The following is a 19,495-nucleotide window of genomic DNA, read 5'->3' on the forward strand; positions in this document are numbered from 1 at the left end:
TGCATCACATGCGAGATCTCAAAATGTCATTAATTGTATTTTTATACAGACCAGTAAAGAAGCAGCGAAATACTCTACCTTTAATATTGAAAGACTTCTATTATGAATATTTATAAGGATTACATCAAAGAGATTGAAGAAAGAAAAAACCAGGGGCTTCACCCAAAACCTATTGATGGTGCTGAATTACTAAGCGAAATCATCGCACAAATCAAAGACACTGGTAATGCAGATCGAGCAGACTCTCTTAAGTTTTTCATCTACAACACCCTTCCGGGAACAACAAGCGCAGCTGGTGTAAAGGCTCAGTTTTTAAAAGAGATCATTCTAGGTGAATCTGTAGTAGAAGAAATCTCTCAGGCTTTTGCTTTCGAATTATTATCTCACATGAAAGGAGGTAAATCCATCGAAGTTTTATTAGACTTAGCTTTAGGTAATGATTCTGCCATCGCTCAACAAGCGGCAGACGTTCTTAAAACTCAGGTTTTCCTTTATGAAGCGGACACAAACCGTTTAAAAGAGGCCTACAACAGCGGAAATGCAATCGCTAAAGAAATTTTAGAAAGCTATGCACAAGCTGAATTCTTCACAAAGCTTCCTGAAGTAGCTGAAGAAATCAAAGTGGTTACTTATATTGCCGGTGAAGGAGACATTTCTACCGATTTACTTTCTCCGGGTAACCAGGCACACTCAAGATCAGACCGTGAATTGCACGGTAAATGTATGATCACTCCTGCAGCTCAGGAAGAAATCAAAGCTTTACAGGCACAACATCCTGATGCAAGCGTAATGCTTATCGCTGAAAAAGGAACAATGGGGGTAGGTTCATCCAGAATGTCAGGAGTAAACAATGTGGCTCTTTGGACAGGTAAGCAAGCAAGCCCATATGTACCATTCGTGAATATTGCTCCAATTGTAGGAGGTACAAACGGTATTTCTCCAATCTTCCTTACGACGGTTGACGTTACCGGAGGTATTGGTATTGACCTTAAAAACTGGGTGAAAAAAGTAGACGAAAACGGAAACCCTGTTCGTAATGAAGCTGGAGAGGTAGTTCTTGAAGAGGCTTATTCAGTAGCTACAGGAACGGTTTTAACAATCAATACAAAAGAAAAGAAATTATATAACGGAGACCAGGAACTGATTGATCTTACCAGATCATTTACTCCACAAAAGATGGAATTCATCAAAGCTGGAGGATCTTATGCTATCGTATTCGGTAAGAAGCTACAGACATTTGCTGCTCAGGTTCTAGGTGTTGAAGCTCCGGTTGTTTTTGCTCCATCAAAAGAAATTTCTCACGAAGGACAAGGTCTTACAGCAGTTGAAAAAATCTTCAACAGAAATGCCGTAGGAACTACACCAGGAAAAGTATTACACGCCGGTTCTGACGTTCGTGTACAGGTAAACATCGTTGGATCTCAGGATACGACAGGTCTTATGACTTCTCAGGAGCTTGAATCTATGGCGGCTACGGTAATTTCTCCAGTTGTTGACGGTGCTTACCAATCAGGATGTCACACGGCTTCAGTTTGGGATAAAAAAGCTCAGGCTAACATTCCTAAGCTAATGAAATTCATGAACGATTTCGGTTTGATCACAGCCCGTGACCCGAAAGGTGAATACCACTCAATGACTGACGTTATTCACAAAGTTCTTAACGATATTACAGTAGACGAGTGGGCAATCATCATTGGAGGTGACTCTCACACAAGAATGTCTAAAGGAGTGGCTTTCGGAGCTGACTCAGGAACGGTTGCTCTTGCATTAGCTACTGGTGAAGCTTCAATGCCGATCCCGGAATCTGTAAAAGTAACGTTCAAAGGAGAAATGAAACCTCACATGGATTTCCGTGATGTGGTACATGCTACTCAGGCTCAGATGTTGAAGCAATTCGGAGGGGAGAACGTATTCCAGGGAAGAATCATTGAGGTTCACATCGGAACACTTCCTGCTGACCAGGCCTTCACCTTTACAGACTGGACAGCTGAAATGAAAGCTAAAGCGTCTATCAACATTTCTGAAGACAACACCCTGATCGAATCATTGGAAATTGCTAAAGGCAGAATCCAGATCATGATCGATAAAGGAATGGATAACCACAACAAGGTTCTTCAGGGATTAATTGACAAAGCAAATAAGAGAATTGAAGAGATCAGATCAGGTGAAAAACCTGCTCTTACTCCGGATGCTAACGCTAAATATTATGCTGAAGTTGTTGTAGACCTTGACGTAATCGTAGAACCTATGATTGCTGACCCGGATGTAAACAACGAAGATGTTTCCAAGAGATATACTCACGATACCATCAGAGATCTTTCTTACTATGGTGGTGAGAAAAAAGTAGATCTTGGTTTCGTAGGATCTTGTATGGTTCACAAAGGAGACCTTAAGATCGTTTCTCAGATGTTGAGAAACCTTGAAAAACAAAATGGTAAAGTAGAATTCAGTGCTCCTCTGGTTGTAGCAGCACCTACTTATAACATCATTGATGAGCTGAAAGCTGAAGGCGACTGGGAATTATTAGAGAAATATTCAGGCTTTGAATTTAACGATAATGCTCCAAAAGGTGAAGCTCGTACAGCATACGAAAATGTAATGTACCTTGAGCGTCCTGGATGTAACCTTTGTATGGGTAACCAGGAGAAAGCAGCTAAAGGAGATACTGTATTAGCAACTTCAACCCGTCTTTTCCAGGGAAGAGTCGTAGAAGATTCTGAACGTAAAAAAGGAGAATCTCTATTGGCTTCAACTCCGGTTGTGGTTCTTTCTGCAATCATCGGAAGAATCCCAAGTATTGACGAGTACAAAGCAGCAGTTGAAGGTATTGACCTTACTACTTTTGTTCCTTCTATCAAAGAATTAACAAGCACAAGTGCTCACTAATAGGCTTGACTTATAAGTCGTAAGACTATTGAAAATCATATGAATGGAAGATTTTGGTCCTTTAGGATTTAAAATCTTCCATTTTTTTGTTTAGAATCGTTCTATTTTAAGTGAAATACGATTTTTTTCCGAGAAAACCGAGAAAATAGAATCTATTTTTTCTTAAATTGAAAGTTATAAAATCTCTTGATTTTAGAATCAAAATCATCCCTATTTATGGATTATAGGAACGTTTTTTGATGTATAAAAAAATGACTTTTCTTTCTCATATACGAGAGAAAGGAACATTAACGGAAAAAGAACAAAACTAAATACAATATGACTTTTGATATTGATATGATCAAAAAAGTGTATGAGCGTTACCCGGAAAGAATTGCTGCGGCAAGACAAATCGTGGGAAAACCTCTTACTCTTTCAGAAAAAATCCTTTACACCCACCTTTGGGAAGGAAACGCTACACAGGCATACGAAAGAGGAAACTCTTATGTAGACTTTGCACCGGACAGAGTGGCTATGCAGGATGCTACGGCGCAAATGGCGCTTTTACAGTTTATGCAGGCAGGAAAAGCTAAAGTAGCTGTTCCGTCAACCGCTCACGCCGATCACCTGATCCAGGCGAAAGTAGGTGCCGACAAAGATTTACAGGAAGGGATCAACAAAAACTCCGAGGTATTCAACTTCTTAAGTTCTGTATGTGACAAATACGGAATCGGATTCTGGAAACCGGGAGCAGGCATCATCCACCAGGTGGTATTAGAAAATTACGCTTTCCCTGGAGGAATGATGATTGGTACCGACTCTCACACGGTAAATGCCGGCGGACTGGGAATGGTTGCTATTGGTGTAGGAGGTGCTGATGCTGTAGACGTAATGGCAGGAATGGCCTGGGAACTTAAAATGCCTAAACTTATCGGGGTAAAATTAACCGGTAAAATGAATGGATGGACTTCTGCCAAAGACGTGATCTTAAAAGTAGCAGGAATCCTTACTGTAAAAGGAGGTACAGGATGTATCGTAGAATATTTCGGTGAAGGGGCAGAATCCCTTTCTGCAACAGGTAAAGGTACAATCTGTAACATGGGTGCAGAAATCGGAGCTACGACTTCTACTTTCGGATACGACGATTCCATGAGAAGATATTTGGCTGCTACAGGAAGACAGGATGTAGTAGATGCAGCGGATAAAATTGCTGAACACTTAACAGGTGATGCTGAAGTATACGCAAACCCAGAACAATATTTCGACCAGTTAATCGAAATCAACCTTTCAGAATTAACGCCACACTTAAACGGACCTTTTACTCCGGACTTAGCGACTCCTGTTGCTGAATTCAGAGCTAAAGCGGAAGCAAACGGATGGCCATTAGAGGTTGAATGGGCATTGATCGGTTCTTGTACCAACTCTTCTTATGAAGATTTATCAAGAGCAGCTTCTATTGTGGAAGATGCCGTATCTAAAGGAGTAAAACCTAAAGCGATCTTAGGGATCAATCCTGGTTCTGAGCAGGTAAAATTCACAGCGGAAAGAGACGGTTTCTTAGATTCATTCAGAAAATTTGAAAACGCAAGGATCTTTACAAACGCTTGTGGACCATGTATCGGACAATGGGACAGAGAAGGTGCTGAAAAAGGAGAGAAAAACTCTATTATTCACTCTTTCAACAGAAACTTTGCGAAAAGAGCTGACGGTAACCCGAATACCCACGCATTTGTAGCTTCTCCTGAAATGGTAGCTGCTGTTGCGATCTCAGGGAGATTAGATTTCAACCCGATTACCGACACTTTAACTAACGAAGCTGGCGAGCAGGTAAAACTTGACGAGCCTAAAGGATTTGAACTTCCTGCAAAAGGATTTGCCGTAGACGACAACGGATACCAGGCTCCATCGGAAGACGGATCCAGCGTTGTTGTAAACGTAAGCCCTACTTCAGACAGACTTCAGCTGCTGGAAGAATTCCCGGCTTGGGATGGGAAAAACATTGAAGGAGCTAAAGTATTGATCAAAGCTTTCGGAAAATGTACTACCGACCACATTTCTATGGCTGGACCATGGTTGAAATACAGAGGTCACCTTGACAATATTTCAAACAACATGTTGATTGGAGCTGTAAATGCTTACAACATGGAGACCAATAAAGTAAAAAATGAACTTACAGGTGAATACGGAGAAGTTCCGGCTGTACAAAGAGCTTATAAAGCGGCAGGCGTTCCAACGATCGTTGTGGGAGACCAAAACTACGGTGAAGGTTCTTCAAGAGAACACGCTGCAATGGAGCCTAGACACCTTGGCGTAAAAGCCGTATTGGTAAAATCATTTGCGAGAATCCACGAAACCAACCTTAAGAAACAGGGAATGCTTGGAATCACTTTCGCTAATGAAGCCGACTATGATAAAATCCAGGAAGATGACACGGTTAACTTCTTAGATCTTGATCAGTTTGCTCCAGGAAAACAATTAACTCTGGAATTCGTTCACAAAGACGGAACTAAAGATATTATCATGGCAAACCATACTTACAACGACCAGCAAATCGACTGGTTCAAGGCTGGTTCTGCTCTGAACCTGATCAAGCAACAGGAAAAATAAAAATTAATTGTTAGATCGATTAATAAAAAGGCGGCTTCTCTGGAAGTCGTCTTTTTTATTTTTGATTAGAGACAGATTCTAAGCTGTATTGATCCTATAATTATATTTTATCAAGTACCACTATCAAAATTCAATAGGGGCGGACTTTAGTCCACTTTCACAATAAGCAATCATTCCATTGGCTTTAGCCAAGACCTAAAATCGGCTAAATTCTATTTTAATCTCTCTAAAAGGTTAGCTCTATAGCTATCCCCTATCGGAACCTCCAGCTCAGAAAGCACGATTTTCTTAGCTCCAATACTTTTAATTTTATCCAGATTAATGATAAAGGACTTATGAATGCGGACAAACCTTTCCGGAAGCTGATTTTCCATCGATTTAAGCGTATCCAGAACAATATATTCTTCGGCTTCCGTCCTGATATTCACATAATCTTTAATGCTTTCGATATAAAGAACATCATTGAAGCTGATACGATGCTGCTGTCCCGAGGATTTGACGAAAAAATGGGTAGATTCTTCTGTCTGAAAAGAAAACCGCTCCTGAGCCTTTATAACACTTTTCTGAAAACGTTCAAAAGAGATGGGCTTTAGAAGATAATCAATAATGTTATGTTCATAGCCTTCCAATGCATATTCAGAATAAGCGGTTGTCAGGATATATTTCTGTTTGTCCCCTACGATCTTCATAAAATTGATTCCGGTAAGTTCCGGCATCATAATGTCTAAAAAGATGAGATCACACGGATTATTCTGAATATATTCTAAAGCCGAAATAGGGTTTTCTGCAGAAAAAACCAGTTCAAGAAAAGGAATCTTCTCTACATATTGCTCCAGCAGGGATATGGCCAGAGGTTCATCATCAACGATGATACATTTGATCTTATTCATCTCGTAAATCAATTGTTAAATCTACTACAAATTCTGTTTCGAGATCCTGTATGTTCAGCTGATAATGACCGGCATATAAAATTTCCAGTCTTTTCTTTACATTTTCAATTCCGATTCCTGAAACAGCGTCTTTTGTTTTTTCTTTTTTAAAATTTAAAAGATAAAAATGCAGGATTTTATTATGATCAGAAATTTTCATTTCAAAACCTTTACCTCTGAAATCACCATGCTTGAAAGCGTTTTCTACAAAAGGAACCAGCAACATCGGAGAGATCTTCAAATGAGGGTACTGCATATCTTTCTGTATCTGCAAAAGCTCCGGATTTCTGATTCTGAGCTTTTCCAAAGCAATCAGACTATCAATATACCCCACTTCTTTATCCACCGTAATAACATCCTTCTCGAGGTCTTTTGTACTGTATCTTAACAACTGACTAAGCTCTTCAATAGCCGAAAGTGCTTTATCCGATTTCTGATAAACAAGCGAATAAATATTATTTAATGAATTAAAAATAAAATGCGGATTAATCTGCGTTTTCAGCGCCTGAAGCTCAGCCTGCTTTTTTTCCAGGAGAAGTTGTTTTTTATCATTTTCAGCAATCCCATATTTTTCCAATACCCATAAAATTCCGGCTATAAATGTTATAAAAGTGCTTCTGGAAATGTTATCAAAAAAATAGTACGTAAGTCCTGTATTCTCATTATAGTTCCGAAACCCAAATATAACTGGCAAAATGAGTTCTTCCAATAAATAACGTAATCCTGTAAAACAAAAAAGCCCTATCAGAAAAACAAAAACAGCCGAATAAAGTTTATCCTGTCTGAAAATCTTAGGAAAGACAAATAAATATAAAATATAGAAACTAAGAATCCTTGCTATGAAATAGGTAATCTTGAGAACAATGATCTGATAGCTAAATTCCTCAGGAAAAAAATAAAAAGGAGTAACAATAGACCCCAAAAAATCAAATCCCCAATAGAGAATCTGAAGCCATATAATTTGCTTTTTTTTCATATTCAAATATAAATTTCTCCCGGGATAATCTACCAGCTATTTTCGATGAACGCCTATTTTTATCCGACAAAATGTTTTTTATCCATGAAACAAAGCATTTCATCTAGCAGCTATTTCAACCAAAAGCTCATGCTCTTAATTTTGTTCAGGAAATGTAATACAACGATCATCTAAACTGTCATTTATACAATATGAAAAAAAATATTTTCTTTATCGCCACCTTAGTAGGTTCTTTTGCCACAGGACAGGTTAAAGATACCGTCAATGTCAAAAAAATTGAAGCTGTAACCGTTAACGGAAAGAAAGCATTAGTAGAACGTAAAGTAGATCGCCTGGTTTATAATGTTCAGAACTCTATGCTTTCCCAGGGAAGCTCAGGAACTGAAGTTCTGGCTGCTACTCCACTCCTCAAGGTGGATGAAAATAAAGGTCTTCTTGCGATCGCAGGTAAAAACGGAGTTTCTGTGATGGTAAATGATCGTATGCTTAATCTATCAGGGACCGAACTGATCAATTACCTACGAAATCTTCGCTCTGAAAATATTCTGAAAATAGAAGTAATTACTACTCCACCTGCAAAGTATGAAGCCCAGGGAAACAGCGGGATTATCAACATTGTACTCAAAAAAAATCAGAATCTCGGATGGAGCGGCTATCTGACCACCAACTACAATCAAAAAACATATGCCGGATTCAGCAGTGTAGCGGGTGTCAATTACCAGAATGAAAAGCTAAAAGCCTCCGTAAAAGTACAGGGATATGATGCAGATAAACGTTCTGTAGAAAATTATAAGATCATCGGCCAGAATTCTTCTGTAAGCAGGGATGACAGACGGGATATGAACGATGGTCTTGGCCTGAATGCCAACTTTGATTATTCGGTTTCTAAAAATGGCAACGTGGGACTGGTGTATGATATTTCGAAAGGTCATTCTGATATGAATATCAATTCTGAACAGAACTATTTTACCAACAATATTCAGACTTTACAAACAGCTACTGATTCTAAACACCGCTCCACCTTCACTTCACAGATGCTGAATTTATATTTTGATCAGAAATTCGGTGAGCATAAACTAAGCCTTGGGGCCAATTACTACGGAAATCTGCCTGATAACAATGTCAACTTCACGACAAGAAACCTCACCGATAATTCAGCGCAGATCGTCCGAAACCTTTCTTCCGTGGATTATAAAATTTATTCAGGGCAGGCAGATCTGACTTTAAACTTAAAAAAAATCCAGATGGAAACGGGTGCTAAGTACAGCCAGTTTTCCAATAACTCAGATATAAGCTATTTTAATCTTACCAATGGAAACTACATCATAGATCCCAGCAGGAGTAATCTGTTTGATTATAATGAAAAAAACTATGCAGCCTATGTAAGTTTCAACAAAGACTTCAGTGAAAAATGGTCTGCTAAAGCAGGTATTCGCTACGAATACACACAGACCAACGGGTATTCTCCTACCACTCAATCGGAATCTGAAAACAACTACGGAAAATTTTTCCCTACAGCTTATCTTTCCTACAAAGCTTCTGAAAACAACCAGTTCAGTATTAATTATTCCCGAAGAATCAACCGCCCTTATTTCCGGGCTTTAGATCCATTCCGATGGTATTCCAATCCCAATACCTATTATGCCGGAAATCCAAGCCTACAGCCCTCATTTAATCATAATATAGAGTTCAATTATATTTTTAAAAATAAATTCTCTGCCAACCTTTATTACCAGAGAACGAGCAATAATTTTGACCAGATCTCTTTTCTTGACGGAAAGGACATCACCAGTACGTACTACAATTATTACAACCAGGATAATTATGGACTTAACCTAAATTATACAGACACATTTTTCAAGATCTGGGAAAGCAATATTTCAACTTCGTTCAGTTATAACGAAACGCAAATTACCCAGTTTAATGCTGTTCCTAAAAACGGACAATCGTTCTATTTTTCCACCAACAACACTTTCCAGCTCAACAAAGCCAAAACTTTCTTTCTGTTTCTTAATTACTGGCAGAATCTCCCTTCCCGAGACGGATATACTTCTGTAAGGAACAGAGGAAGCTTTGATGCAGGAATTAAAATGAGCCTTGTGGAAAAAGCTCTGCAGATCAACCTTTCTGTGAGTGATATTTTTAAACAATCCGGTTATAAGGGTGATATGTATTTTGCAGACAATACCCAATCTTTCAACAATTACTGGGATGCCAGAAGAATGACACTCAGTATCACGTATACCTTTGGAAACCAGAAAATAAAATCAAACAACAGAGCAGTCAATTTCGAAGAAAAAAACCGTGCACAATAATTTAATCTTAATCAAAATCAACATTATGAAAACTTTTATTTATATTTTTTTAGTATGCCTTTCTACATCAGTATTTTCTCAAAAGAAACCTTCGGATTATTTTAGAAATCCAAAAACTAAGGTACTGGTGGTAGGTTCTTTTCACTTTGATTATCCTAATCTTGATGCTCACAAAACCAATAAGGAGGATCAGATAGATGTACTTTCTCCGAAAACGGCAAAGGAAGTTACTGAGCTTGTAGAATATATCAAAAAATTCAAGCCTACAAAAATTGCTATAGAAGCCTGGCCAGACTGGAATGCCAATCAAAAGCTGAAGGAATATAACGAAGGGAAACACCGTGACCAAAGAGATGAACGTTATCAGCTTGCGATGAGGATCGCCAATGAGCTTACAATTAATGAATTATACAGCATTGACGCAGAGTCTATTCTGGATGACCTTGAGAAACAATTTGGGAAAACGGATTCTGCATTTTTTAAAAAACTCACGAAAGACTATGATTTCAGAAGTGATGATCCTATTTCTCAGCAATTTACTGCCTTCTATAAGAGTTCTGAACCTAAAAATTTCAAATCTCTACTGGACAACTTTATGTACATGAATTCTAAAGAAAGCCATCGATACGGATATGGAGCCTATCTCAGCGGAGATTTCAAACTGAGAGAATATGACGGTGCAGACATGCTTGCTCTTTACTGGTACAGCAGAAATCTGAGAATGTTCCGCAATATTCAAAAAATCCCTCACAACAGTGAAGACAGAATTCTTGTCATCGCCGGGAATGGTCATGCAGCAGTATTACGGCAACTTTTCACGGCTTCTGCAGAATATGATTTTATAGAATTCTCATCGATGAAAGAATAAAATTATACATCTTCCTGTAACAAAGTTTCTTTTTTGACGTCTAACCGGATATTAGTAAAAACATTATGAAAAAAACTATATTCGCTTTATCACTTCTGGGCTCTGTTTTTGCTTTTTCGCAGGAAAAAAGTAATAATACTACCAAAGAGAAACAAATTGAAGGGGTAGTCATCACCAAAACTAAAAAAGCCGTTGAACAAAAAGCAGACCGTACTATTTTTGATTTTTCTGAGCAACCTCAGCTGAATAACGGAAATGTACTGGAGGGAATAAAAAAACTCCCGGGACTTGTATCTACGGATATTGCCGGAATGATGTATCAGGGAAAAATGCTGGAAGTATACCTCAACGGAAGACCTTTGAATATTACGTCCAATGAATTGAATTCCTTCCTTGAAGGTATGCCTGCCAATTCTGTAGAAAGAATTGAAGTGATCACCCAACCGGGCGCTGAATTTCCGGCAACTTCCGGAGGGGCAATCATGAATATCATCACTAATAAAAACGCCAATAAATATTTAACAGCGACTTATTCGGGAAATTACTCTTTCACGAATTATGATAAATACAGAAGCAGAACAACCAATTCCGTTAATTTAAATGCAAGAAATAAATATTTCGGATGGCAGCTGAATGTAGGCCAGAATTATCGTGAAAGTATGCTTAATGGGCAGCAGGATGAACTTCTGAGCAGTAACACAGACCGATTTGGACGTGGATATTTCGCAAAATCCGGATTAACCTTTGATTTGGGACAGGATCGCTTGTTATTAAACTACGATATTTATCACAATAATAATGACAATTACACTTTAAGTAACGGACATGGGGATCTGCCTTTTGATAATGATAAAAATAATCTGAAAGAAGCTTTTTATACGTCTTCGGATGTTGCTCATACCAATAGCCTGAGACAGGAAGCTGTCGTAACCTATCAGAAGCGTTTTGCTGACAAATCTCAAAAGCTTGACTTTCAGTTTGGCTACACAAGATCGGATAGTAAATTCTCTCAGGACAACTTCTTCCAGGTTGGTACATTTGTAATGCCCTCAAACCCGCCCATCAATAGCCCTACGAATGGTTTAAAAGATATTCTGAACAATAAATCGGTAATGAATATTGCCAATTTTAAAGTAGACTATGCCCAACCCATCAAACTTCTTGATGGAGGAAAAGTAAGCTTTGGAGGATTGTATGAAAGACAAAAATATGACACGGAAAGTTTTGGTTTAACCAATCTTGAATATCAGCGACAGACCGCTTCCACCTATCTGGAATTCCAGGCTAAACTGAAAAAATTTGACTTCACCTTAGGGTCCCGAGCTGAAAACTATGATATTTCAGGGATAACAAGATATTTCGACAAAAATGCGAATCTTGTGGAGGCTAATCTGATTCCTTTCAACAAATTCAAGTTCTTCCCCAATGCAAGTGTACAGTATAATATGATGAATCAGCTGTATATTGCTGCGAATTACAACAGAAAAATAAGTTTACCAAGTATTTCTGCCTTAAACCCGAATAACGTAACATTCTCCGGGCCAAGTACGGAAGTAAATGGTAACCCTAACCTACAGCCTACTATTTTTGATAATTATGAAATAAAAATATCGGCTTTCGATTATGCATTTATTGGATATAGCGTAAGTTCGGCAAGCAATCAGGTAGCACAGATCATCAGAAAAGACGGAAGAAAGCTCTTTAATGAGCAGGTAAATATTTCGAATATGAAAATCCACAACTTCAACGTTGGCTTACCTATTCCTTTTATGATTTTCAGCAAGCCTATGAGCGAAATCATGAAATTTAATTTCAACCCTGATAAGATTAATTTCATGTATTTATATGCCGGCTATCAGAAACATGAAATTGACAACCTGAATAATAAAGGATTCTGGATTTTCAATATTATGACACAGATCATTTTACCGAAAGACATCAAACTTACGGCCAATTACAGCTATCTGACTCCAAAAGCAGGGTATTTTTACTTCACTGCAGAGAAACCATTCAATAACTCGTTTGATATTACTTTAACGAAGAAGTTTATGAACAACCGCCTGACGCTTTCTGTTTTTGCGAATGACATCTTCAACGGACAGGTAATGCAGGTACGATCTAATCCGCCATCAGGAATGCCGGTAATGATCAGTAGCAAATATGATACAAGAAACTTTGGACTTTCTATCAACTATAAAATTCCAACGAGAAATAAACTGGCGAAAGAAGATCCGAATATCTTAAACCAGACTAAAAAAGAAGATAACGGTGGTGTAATGCAGCAAGGACAATAATTCTTCTTAATAAAAAAATAAAAATAGGCGGTAAAATGATTACCGTCTATTTTTTTTGGCTTTGAGTAAGTTTTGGCTGAAGCCAATGGATGGTTTTAAAAGGTGAAACGGGCTAAAGCCCGTTCCTATTGATATTAAAATGGTGTTATTGGTAAAAACATTTGCATCAAAAATCGATCGTCTGAAATCTCCAGTTCATTGCATCCACAAGTGTTAGTTGATTCAAGGTTACCGGAAGATCTGTAATGATCTTCAACGTCTGAAGTCCCATCATACTTCCTATCATTCCAGGCAGTGCTCCTAAAACTCCCAGGCTATCACAATCCGGAATATCTTCATCAAAGGGAGGTTCTGGGAACAGATCTCTTAGGTTTTTGCTTCCTTTATGATTAAATACTGCTATCTGTCCTGAAAAACCGAGGATACTTCCATAGACCAGCGTCTTTTGAAGCTTTACACAGGTATCATTCACCAGGTATCTTGTGGAAAAATTATCAGATCCGTCCACAACAAGGTCATATTGGGAAAGAATTTCATCTGCATTGGATGCATTGATTTTCTGTTCTATAGCGACAACATTCACCTGATGGTTAAGCTTTTCAACAAATACCTCAGCATTTTTCACTTTAGATCTCCCGATGCTCTCCTCAGTGTGAATGACCTGCCGGTTCAGATTATGTAGCTCTACGAGATCAAAATCTGCAATGCCCAGAGTACCAACACCGGCAGCCGCGAGGTATTGGATAACAGGACTTCCGAGACCGCCAGCTCCAATGACAAGTACCTTTGAAGCCATAATCTTCTTTTGACCCTCCAATCCTATTTCTTCGATAAAGATCTGCCGGCTGTATCTTTCAAAAGTATTTTCTCCTTTCATTTTGAATTGTATAATGGTTCAGGTTTTTTACAATTAAACGCCGCTGTAAACAGAATCCCAGTCTTTCATTACCGGATCATATCCTGCTTTTCTGATCATCCGCCTGATTTCGTCCATACTTCTTTCATCGCTGGTTTCAAATTGTTCCAAAGATTCTTTATCCACAGAATATCCACCGGGATTGGTTTTGGAGCCCGCACTCATTGCTGTAGCTCCCAATGAAACGATATTATTTCTGAAGGTTTCATTCTCTCTTGTGGATATTGATATTTCCAGATCTTCATTCCAGATTCTGTAAGCACAGATCAGCTGTAAAAGGTCTTTATCTTCCATCACAAAGTTCGGTTCAATAATTCCTTCCGCTGGTCTCAGCCTTGGAAAAGAGACTGAAAATTTACTTTTCCAATATTGTTTTTGAAGATAATCGATATGAAGAGCATTAAAGAAGCTGTCTACACGCCAGTCTTCAAGCCCCAGCAGAACTCCTAATCCTATTTTGTGAATTCCGGCTCTTCCTATCCTGTCCGGCGTATCCAGGCGGAAATGGAAATTGGATTTTTTACCTTTCGGATGGTATTCTTTATACACTTCCTCATGATAAGTTTCCTGATAGACCAATACGGAATGTACCCCCTCTTCGTGGAGAAGGCTGTATTCTTCTTCCATCAAAGGCTGTACTTCGATCGATATATTGGAGAAATGTGGTTTTAACAGGCGGACCGCATTCTGAAAGTAAGGAACTCCAACAATTTTATTGGCTTCTCCGCTTACCAGCAAAACATGATTCACCCCCATTGATTTCAGCACTGAAGCTTCAACCATAAGCTCTGTATCTGAAAGCGTCTTCCTTTTTAAATGATTATCTAAACTGAATCCACAATAAGTACAGATATTCTGGCATTCATTGCTGAGATACAATGGTGCATACAGCTGTATCGTTTTTCCGAAACGCTTTTGGGTAAGGGCTTGTGTCATTTTTGCCATCAGCTCCAATTCATGTGAGGCTGCAGGTGAAAGAAGGTTCAGGAAATCATCCGGCGTTTTGTTTTTCTTCTGAAGACTGTATCTGACGTCTGCCAGACTTACTTTCTCAAGCTTATTCTTTACTTCATCCCATTGGTAGCCTTCAAAAACATCTTTAAAGCTTTTCATTCTGCTGATTTTATTCAAATAAAAACGAAGTAAGCGGACTGGAAGCTTCGGCATGGTTGGCTATGGCTCCTAATCCTGATTCAAAAGCTCTTCTTCCGGCAATCACTCCTTCTTTAAATGCGACAGCCATATTCAAAGGATTTCCGGCAACAGCAATTGCGGTATTCACCAAAACTGCATCAGCTCCCATTTCCATTGCTTTCGCAGCATCTGAAGGAGCTCCTATTCCTGCATCAACCACTACGGGAACGTTACTCTGGCTGATGATGATTTCTAAAAAGTCTAATGTCCTCAATCCTTTATTCGTCCCAATTGGTGCTCCCAAAGGCATTACCACAGCCGTTCCTGCATCTTCAAGACGTTTGCACAGTACCGGATCTGCATGAATATAAGGCATGACCACAAATCCTAATTTTGCAAGTTCTTCGGTAGCATAAAGTGTTTCGATAGGATCGGGTAGTAAATATTTAGGATCGGGATGAATTTCCAGCTTTACCCAATTGGTCTCCAGAGCTTCTCTGGCCAACTGAGCTGCCAATACAGCTTCTTTAGCCGTTCTCGCTCCTGAAGTATTGGGTAAGAGATGAACGTTGGTTTCCCGTAATGAATCCAGCAGGTTATCTTCTGCGGATTGGGCATCTATTCTCTTCAATGCCATGGTCACCATATCTGTTCCTGAAGCAACAACGGATGATGCCATATCTCTTAAGCTTCCGAATTTTCCTGTTCCCAGAAACAATCTCGATTCAAAAGTTCTGTCTGCTATAATTAGTTTTTGATTATTCATATACAATGATTTGTTTTCAAAAGTTTTATACAATCACCTGTCCCGTTTTTTAGGTTCACTGAAAAATTTCGGTATCGGTGATTTCTTTTTTAAATTCATTAATAATAGAGGGTTGTCTTGTTATCGCACCTGAAACGGATACTCCATAAATTCCGATCTGCTGTAAGGAAACAATATCTTCAGGAATGATGCTGCCTATTGCAAAAATTTTGGGCAGCTCCAAGGATTGTTCTTTAAGATTTTCTACAATTCTCTGATAACCTTCAAAACCAAGGACAGGACTTAACTTTTCTTTGGTATCTGTAAATCTTAAAGGCCCAAGTCCTATATAATCACAGGGTTCATTCATTCTCTGCAGAACATCAGAAATGGTATTGGCTGTTCCACCTATTATTTTGTTTTTTCCTAAAATAAGTCTTGCCTCATCAATCGAACGGTCATTCAATCCGAGATGAACACCATCTGCATCTATAGCCTCTGCTAGTTCTACATGGTCATTAATAATGCAAACAGCATGATATTCTGAACACAAAAGTTTTGAAGTCTCACATAGAATTATCAATTCTTCATCCGGAGCATTTTTCCAGCGTACCTGTACCCATTGTATCCCATGGTCCAAAGCTTTCCTGATATTAAGCTCCTGTTCTTGTCTTGTTTTCCCTTGTGATATGTATTGTAGTTTTTCCATATGATATGAATGTTCCTTATAAAGAAGAATCTGTTTTTAAATGACTAAGAAAGGCTTTTTTGCATTGCTCAAAAACATCCAGCGGATTTTCATTTTCCCAAACGGCACCTAATAATGCTGCTCCATCTGCTCCGGCATTAAAAACGCTACTGATATTTTCAGGCCTGATACCTCCAAGTGCCATCAGTTTTACTTCCTTATTGTTTCTGTATTTTATATCCCCCATGACGGTTGAGTTTTCACCATATCCCTTTTTGGAAATGCTGGGAAAGAACGGGCTTATAAAAGCATATTCCCATTCTTTTCCCAAAGTATTGTATGTACTCACCTCATGTACGGAAGTGGAAATACAGCTGTCTCCTGTAAAAGATTCATATTTTCCTTCCTTCCGGTCTTTCTCCCTGAAATGAAACCTTGAAATCCCATAGTCTTTTCCCAATTCATAATGGGTATGAAGAACCAATCTGGAATAAAATGACGGATCAATCTCACTGATCAACTCCGACATTTCTCTCTTATCCATCTGTGGTTTTCTGATATGGAGCAGATCCAATCCCGCCTGCATCATCTGATTGATCATCACAGTCTCATTAGGAATCATTATTTCAGGAGTAATGACAAGGATCATATATAGATTTCTTTTCCTTTTTCAATAAATTCCTGAGACTTATCCAACATCCCTTTTTCTGCAGATTCACGGATTTCCTGCGTGATTTTCATTGAACAGAATTTTGGCCCGCACATCGAGCAGAAGTGTGCGATTTTTGCTCCGTCCGCAGGAAGGGTTTCATCATGATACGCTCTGGCCGTCTCCGGATCTAATGAAAGATTGAACTGATCTTCCCATCTGAATTCGAATCTGGCTTTACTTAAGGCATTATCCCTGTACTGTGCTCCGGGATGCCCTTTTGCCAAATCTGCAGCGTGGGCAGCTAGTTTATAAGTAATCACCCCTACTTTTACATCCTCTTTATTCGGAAGTCCTAAGTGTTCTTTTGGAGTTACATAACAAAGCATCGCACAACCAAACCATCCGATCATTGCCGCCCCTATTCCTGAAGTGATATGATCATATCCGGGAGCAATATCAGTCGTCAAAGGACCTAAAGTATAAAATGGCGCTTCCTGACATTCTTCCAGCTGCTTTTCCATATTTTCTTTGATCATATGCATCGGAACGTGGCCCGGCCCTTCGATCATCACCTGTACGTTGTGCTTCCATGCAATTTTTGTCAGTTCACCCAGAGTTTCCAATTCTGCAAACTGTGCGGCATCATTAGCATCTGCAATAGATCCCGGACGCAGACCATCTCCCAGAGAGAAAGCCACATCGTATTTTTTCATGATCTCGCAGATCTCCTCAAAATGAGTGTATAAAAAGTTTTCTTTATGATGATAAAGGCACCATTTTGCCATGATAGATCCTCCTCTGGATACAATTCCCGTTACTCTATTGGCTGTCAGGTGAATATAACGTAATAAAACTCCGGCATGGATTGTAAAATAAGATACGCCCTGCTCGGCCTGCTCAATCAGAGTATCTTTGAAAACTTCCCAGGTAAGATCTTCCGGCACTCCTTTTACTTTTTCCAATGCCTGATAGATCGGAACAGTACCAATAGGAACCGGGCTGTTTCTGATGATCCATTCTCTGGTTTCATGAATATTCTTTCCTGTTGAAAGATCCATGATCGTATCTGCTCCCCATCGGCAGGCCCAAACCGCTTTTTCAACTTCTTCATCGATACTTGATGAAACGGCACTGTTTCCAATATTGGCATTGATTTTTACCAAAAAGTTTCGACCGATGATCATCGGTTCGCTTTCCGGGTGATTGATATTATTTGGGATAATTGCTCTTCCCGCAGCGATTTCATCTCTTACAAACTCCGGTGTGATCTTGCTTTTGGGGGTATTGGCTCCAAAACTATTCCCGATATGCTGGCAGGCCATCTCTTTGGGAACGGTTTTAAGCTGTTCTATTCTTTGGTTTTCCCTGATTGCGACATACTCCATTTCTGCAGTAATGATTCCCTGTTTTGCATAATAAAGCTGAGTCAGTTCTTTTCCTTCTTTTGCAACCTTAGGTTGATGATCATAGGAAAAGCGCAGTTCATCAAGTTTAGGGTCTGCCAGACGGGCTTTCCCGTATTCTGAGGTAATTCCTTCCAGAATATCAACATCTTCTCTGTTGATAATCCATTGCTCTCTTAGCCTTGGAAGCCCCTTTTGAATATCAATTGATGCATTTTCGTCGGTATAGGGACCTGAAGTGTCATAAATCGTTACCGGAGCATTTTCTTCAAAATTCCCATTGGTAAGCTTTGTGGGGCTAAGCTGTATTTCACGCATTGCAACGCTGACAGGATGAATTTTTCCTTCAACATAAATTTTCTTTGAGTTCGGAAATGGCGAACATGTAATGGAGTGAGCCATAAATATTGGTATTAAATATGAGAATTATCCGCCCTGAGTGGCAGTAATGATTAAAACTGAATCGTTGTGGTTGAGGAGGGTTTCCGCCCAGGCAGAAAGCGGAATAATACGGTTATTGAGCGCTACAGCGATACCTTTTCTTTTTCCGGGCAGCTCTATAGCCAGCAATGCTTCCAGATTCTCAGGAAGTACATTAAATGTTTTTCGGGTGTGGTTGATTATAAGTTCCATTCCTAATGATTTAAATACACTTTAGGAATGGCCATTATTGTACAATAGAATGTACAGCAAAAGTCATCTACTTTTCCCTACGCTGGTATGATCCAGATCAGGTTCAAAGGGTAAAATCTCAGTCTGTGATAACAGACACCCCTAAAGTCTGGGACGAAGTTAGTTATTTTTTCAGAATGGGCAAAATTGATTCTGTCTAAAAACAAAAAGAGGCTGTCTCAAAAGGACAGCCTTTTTTATGGGCGTATTTTTTTGTAACTCATATTTTTCAATGAATTTATTTTTCGGGGGTCATATTTTTGAGTTTTTATCGTAGAATAAAGCAAAGGGAGGATTTTTTATACTGCCAGAGCCAATTTTCTAAGATTATGCGCAATAGCAATCAAGCCGGTTTCTATTTCGACTTTATTTTGTCCTCTGAGAAAAAATCTTTTAAATCCTTTGTTATGTTTGATCTGAGCAAAAACAGG

General features: G+C 39.0%; 15 protein-coding genes and 1 riboswitch. Of the genes, 5 read left to right on the plus strand and 10 right to left on the minus strand.

Annotation, left to right across the window (positions count from 1 at the left end):
- Positions 1 to 102: 102 nt before the first annotated feature.
- Together AC106K_RS27075 and AC106K_RS27080 are read left to right on the plus strand one after the other, a co-directional pair.
- Positions 103 to 2,886: a bifunctional aconitate hydratase 2/2-methylisocitrate dehydratase gene (locus tag AC106K_RS27075; RefSeq protein WP_482448729.1), complete on the plus strand. Its 2,784-nt coding sequence runs from the start codon at positions 103 to 105 to the stop codon at positions 2,884 to 2,886.
- A gap of 318 nt (positions 2,887 to 3,204) precedes the next feature.
- Positions 3,205 to 5,472 (plus strand): aconitate hydratase, encoded by a 2,268-nt coding sequence (locus AC106K_RS27080; RefSeq protein ID WP_482448730.1) that lies wholly within the window; start codon positions 3,205 to 3,207, stop codon positions 5,470 to 5,472.
- Between the two features lie 212 nt (positions 5,473 to 5,684).
- On the opposite strand, the gene AC106K_RS27085 is transcribed toward AC106K_RS27080, so the two are convergent.
- Complete coding sequence (locus AC106K_RS27085; protein WP_482448731.1) at positions 5,685 to 6,362, minus strand: LytR/AlgR family response regulator transcription factor; 678 nt, start codon at positions 6,360 to 6,362, stop codon at positions 5,685 to 5,687.
- On the minus strand, positions 6,355 to 7,377 hold the full coding sequence (locus AC106K_RS27090; RefSeq protein ID WP_482448732.1) for a sensor histidine kinase: 1,023 nt from the start codon (positions 7,375 to 7,377) through the stop codon (positions 6,355 to 6,357). The genes AC106K_RS27085 and AC106K_RS27090 overlap by 8 nt, the downstream gene beginning before the upstream one ends.
- Before the next feature lie 191 nt (positions 7,378 to 7,568).
- On the opposite strand from AC106K_RS27090, the gene AC106K_RS27095 reads away from it, so the two are divergent.
- The 3 genes from AC106K_RS27095 (at position 7,569) to AC106K_RS27105 (ending at position 12,854) form a co-directional block, all read left to right on the plus strand.
- Positions 7,569 to 9,692, plus strand: coding sequence for a TonB-dependent receptor domain-containing protein (locus AC106K_RS27095; protein WP_482448733.1), 2,124 nt, complete (start codon positions 7,569 to 7,571; stop codon positions 9,690 to 9,692).
- Between the two features lie 25 nt (positions 9,693 to 9,717).
- A complete protein-coding gene (locus AC106K_RS27100) occupies positions 9,718 to 10,560 on the plus strand; it encodes a DUF5694 domain-containing protein (RefSeq protein WP_482448734.1) in 843 nt (280 codons plus the stop codon).
- Positions 10,561 to 10,625: 65 nt separating this feature from the next.
- The gene (locus AC106K_RS27105) at positions 10,626 to 12,854 is read left to right on the plus strand and encodes an outer membrane beta-barrel protein (protein WP_482448735.1); all 2,229 of its coding nucleotides are present in this window, start codon (positions 10,626 to 10,628) and stop codon (positions 12,852 to 12,854) included.
- Between the two features lie 166 nt (positions 12,855 to 13,020).
- On the opposite strand, the gene AC106K_RS27110 is transcribed toward AC106K_RS27105, so the two are convergent.
- The 8 genes from AC106K_RS27110 to AC106K_RS27145 form a co-directional block, all read right to left on the minus strand.
- The gene (locus AC106K_RS27110) at positions 13,021 to 13,731 is read right to left on the minus strand and encodes a HesA/MoeB/ThiF family protein (RefSeq protein WP_482448736.1); all 711 of its coding nucleotides are present in this window, start codon (positions 13,729 to 13,731) and stop codon (positions 13,021 to 13,023) included.
- 33 nt (positions 13,732 to 13,764) lie between these two features.
- Complete coding sequence (gene thiH / locus AC106K_RS27115) at positions 13,765 to 14,883, minus strand: 2-iminoacetate synthase ThiH (protein WP_482448737.1); 1,119 nt, start codon at positions 14,881 to 14,883, stop codon at positions 13,765 to 13,767.
- A 10-nt stretch (positions 14,884 to 14,893) separates the two neighbouring features.
- Positions 14,894 to 15,670: a thiazole synthase gene (locus tag AC106K_RS27120; RefSeq protein ID WP_482448738.1), complete on the minus strand. Its 777-nt coding sequence runs from the start codon at positions 15,668 to 15,670 to the stop codon at positions 14,894 to 14,896.
- 55 nt (positions 15,671 to 15,725) lie between these two features.
- Positions 15,726 to 16,358 (minus strand): thiamine phosphate synthase, encoded by a 633-nt coding sequence (locus AC106K_RS27125; RefSeq protein ID WP_482448739.1) that lies wholly within the window; start codon positions 16,356 to 16,358, stop codon positions 15,726 to 15,728.
- Between the two features lie 16 nt (positions 16,359 to 16,374).
- The gene (locus AC106K_RS27130; RefSeq protein WP_482448740.1) at positions 16,375 to 16,986 is read right to left on the minus strand and encodes a thiamine phosphate synthase; all 612 of its coding nucleotides are present in this window, start codon (positions 16,984 to 16,986) and stop codon (positions 16,375 to 16,377) included.
- The gene (gene thiC, locus AC106K_RS27135; protein ID WP_482448741.1) at positions 16,983 to 18,794 is read right to left on the minus strand and encodes a phosphomethylpyrimidine synthase ThiC; all 1,812 of its coding nucleotides are present in this window, start codon (positions 18,792 to 18,794) and stop codon (positions 16,983 to 16,985) included. The genes AC106K_RS27130 and thiC overlap by 4 nt, the downstream gene beginning before the upstream one ends.
- 24 nt (positions 18,795 to 18,818) lie before the next feature.
- Entirely contained in the window at positions 18,819 to 19,025 is a 207-nt protein-coding gene (gene thiS, locus AC106K_RS27140) for a sulfur carrier protein ThiS (RefSeq protein ID WP_482448742.1), read from the minus strand.
- A gap of 57 nt (positions 19,026 to 19,082) precedes the next feature.
- Positions 19,083 to 19,178, minus strand: a riboswitch (TPP riboswitch).
- A 185-nt stretch (positions 19,179 to 19,363) separates the two neighbouring features.
- The coding region (locus tag AC106K_RS27145; protein ID WP_482448743.1) for a transposase at positions 19,364 to 19,495 on the minus strand (132 nt) is incomplete at its 5' end.

This window comes from Chryseobacterium sp. FR048 (assembly GCF_056844665.1).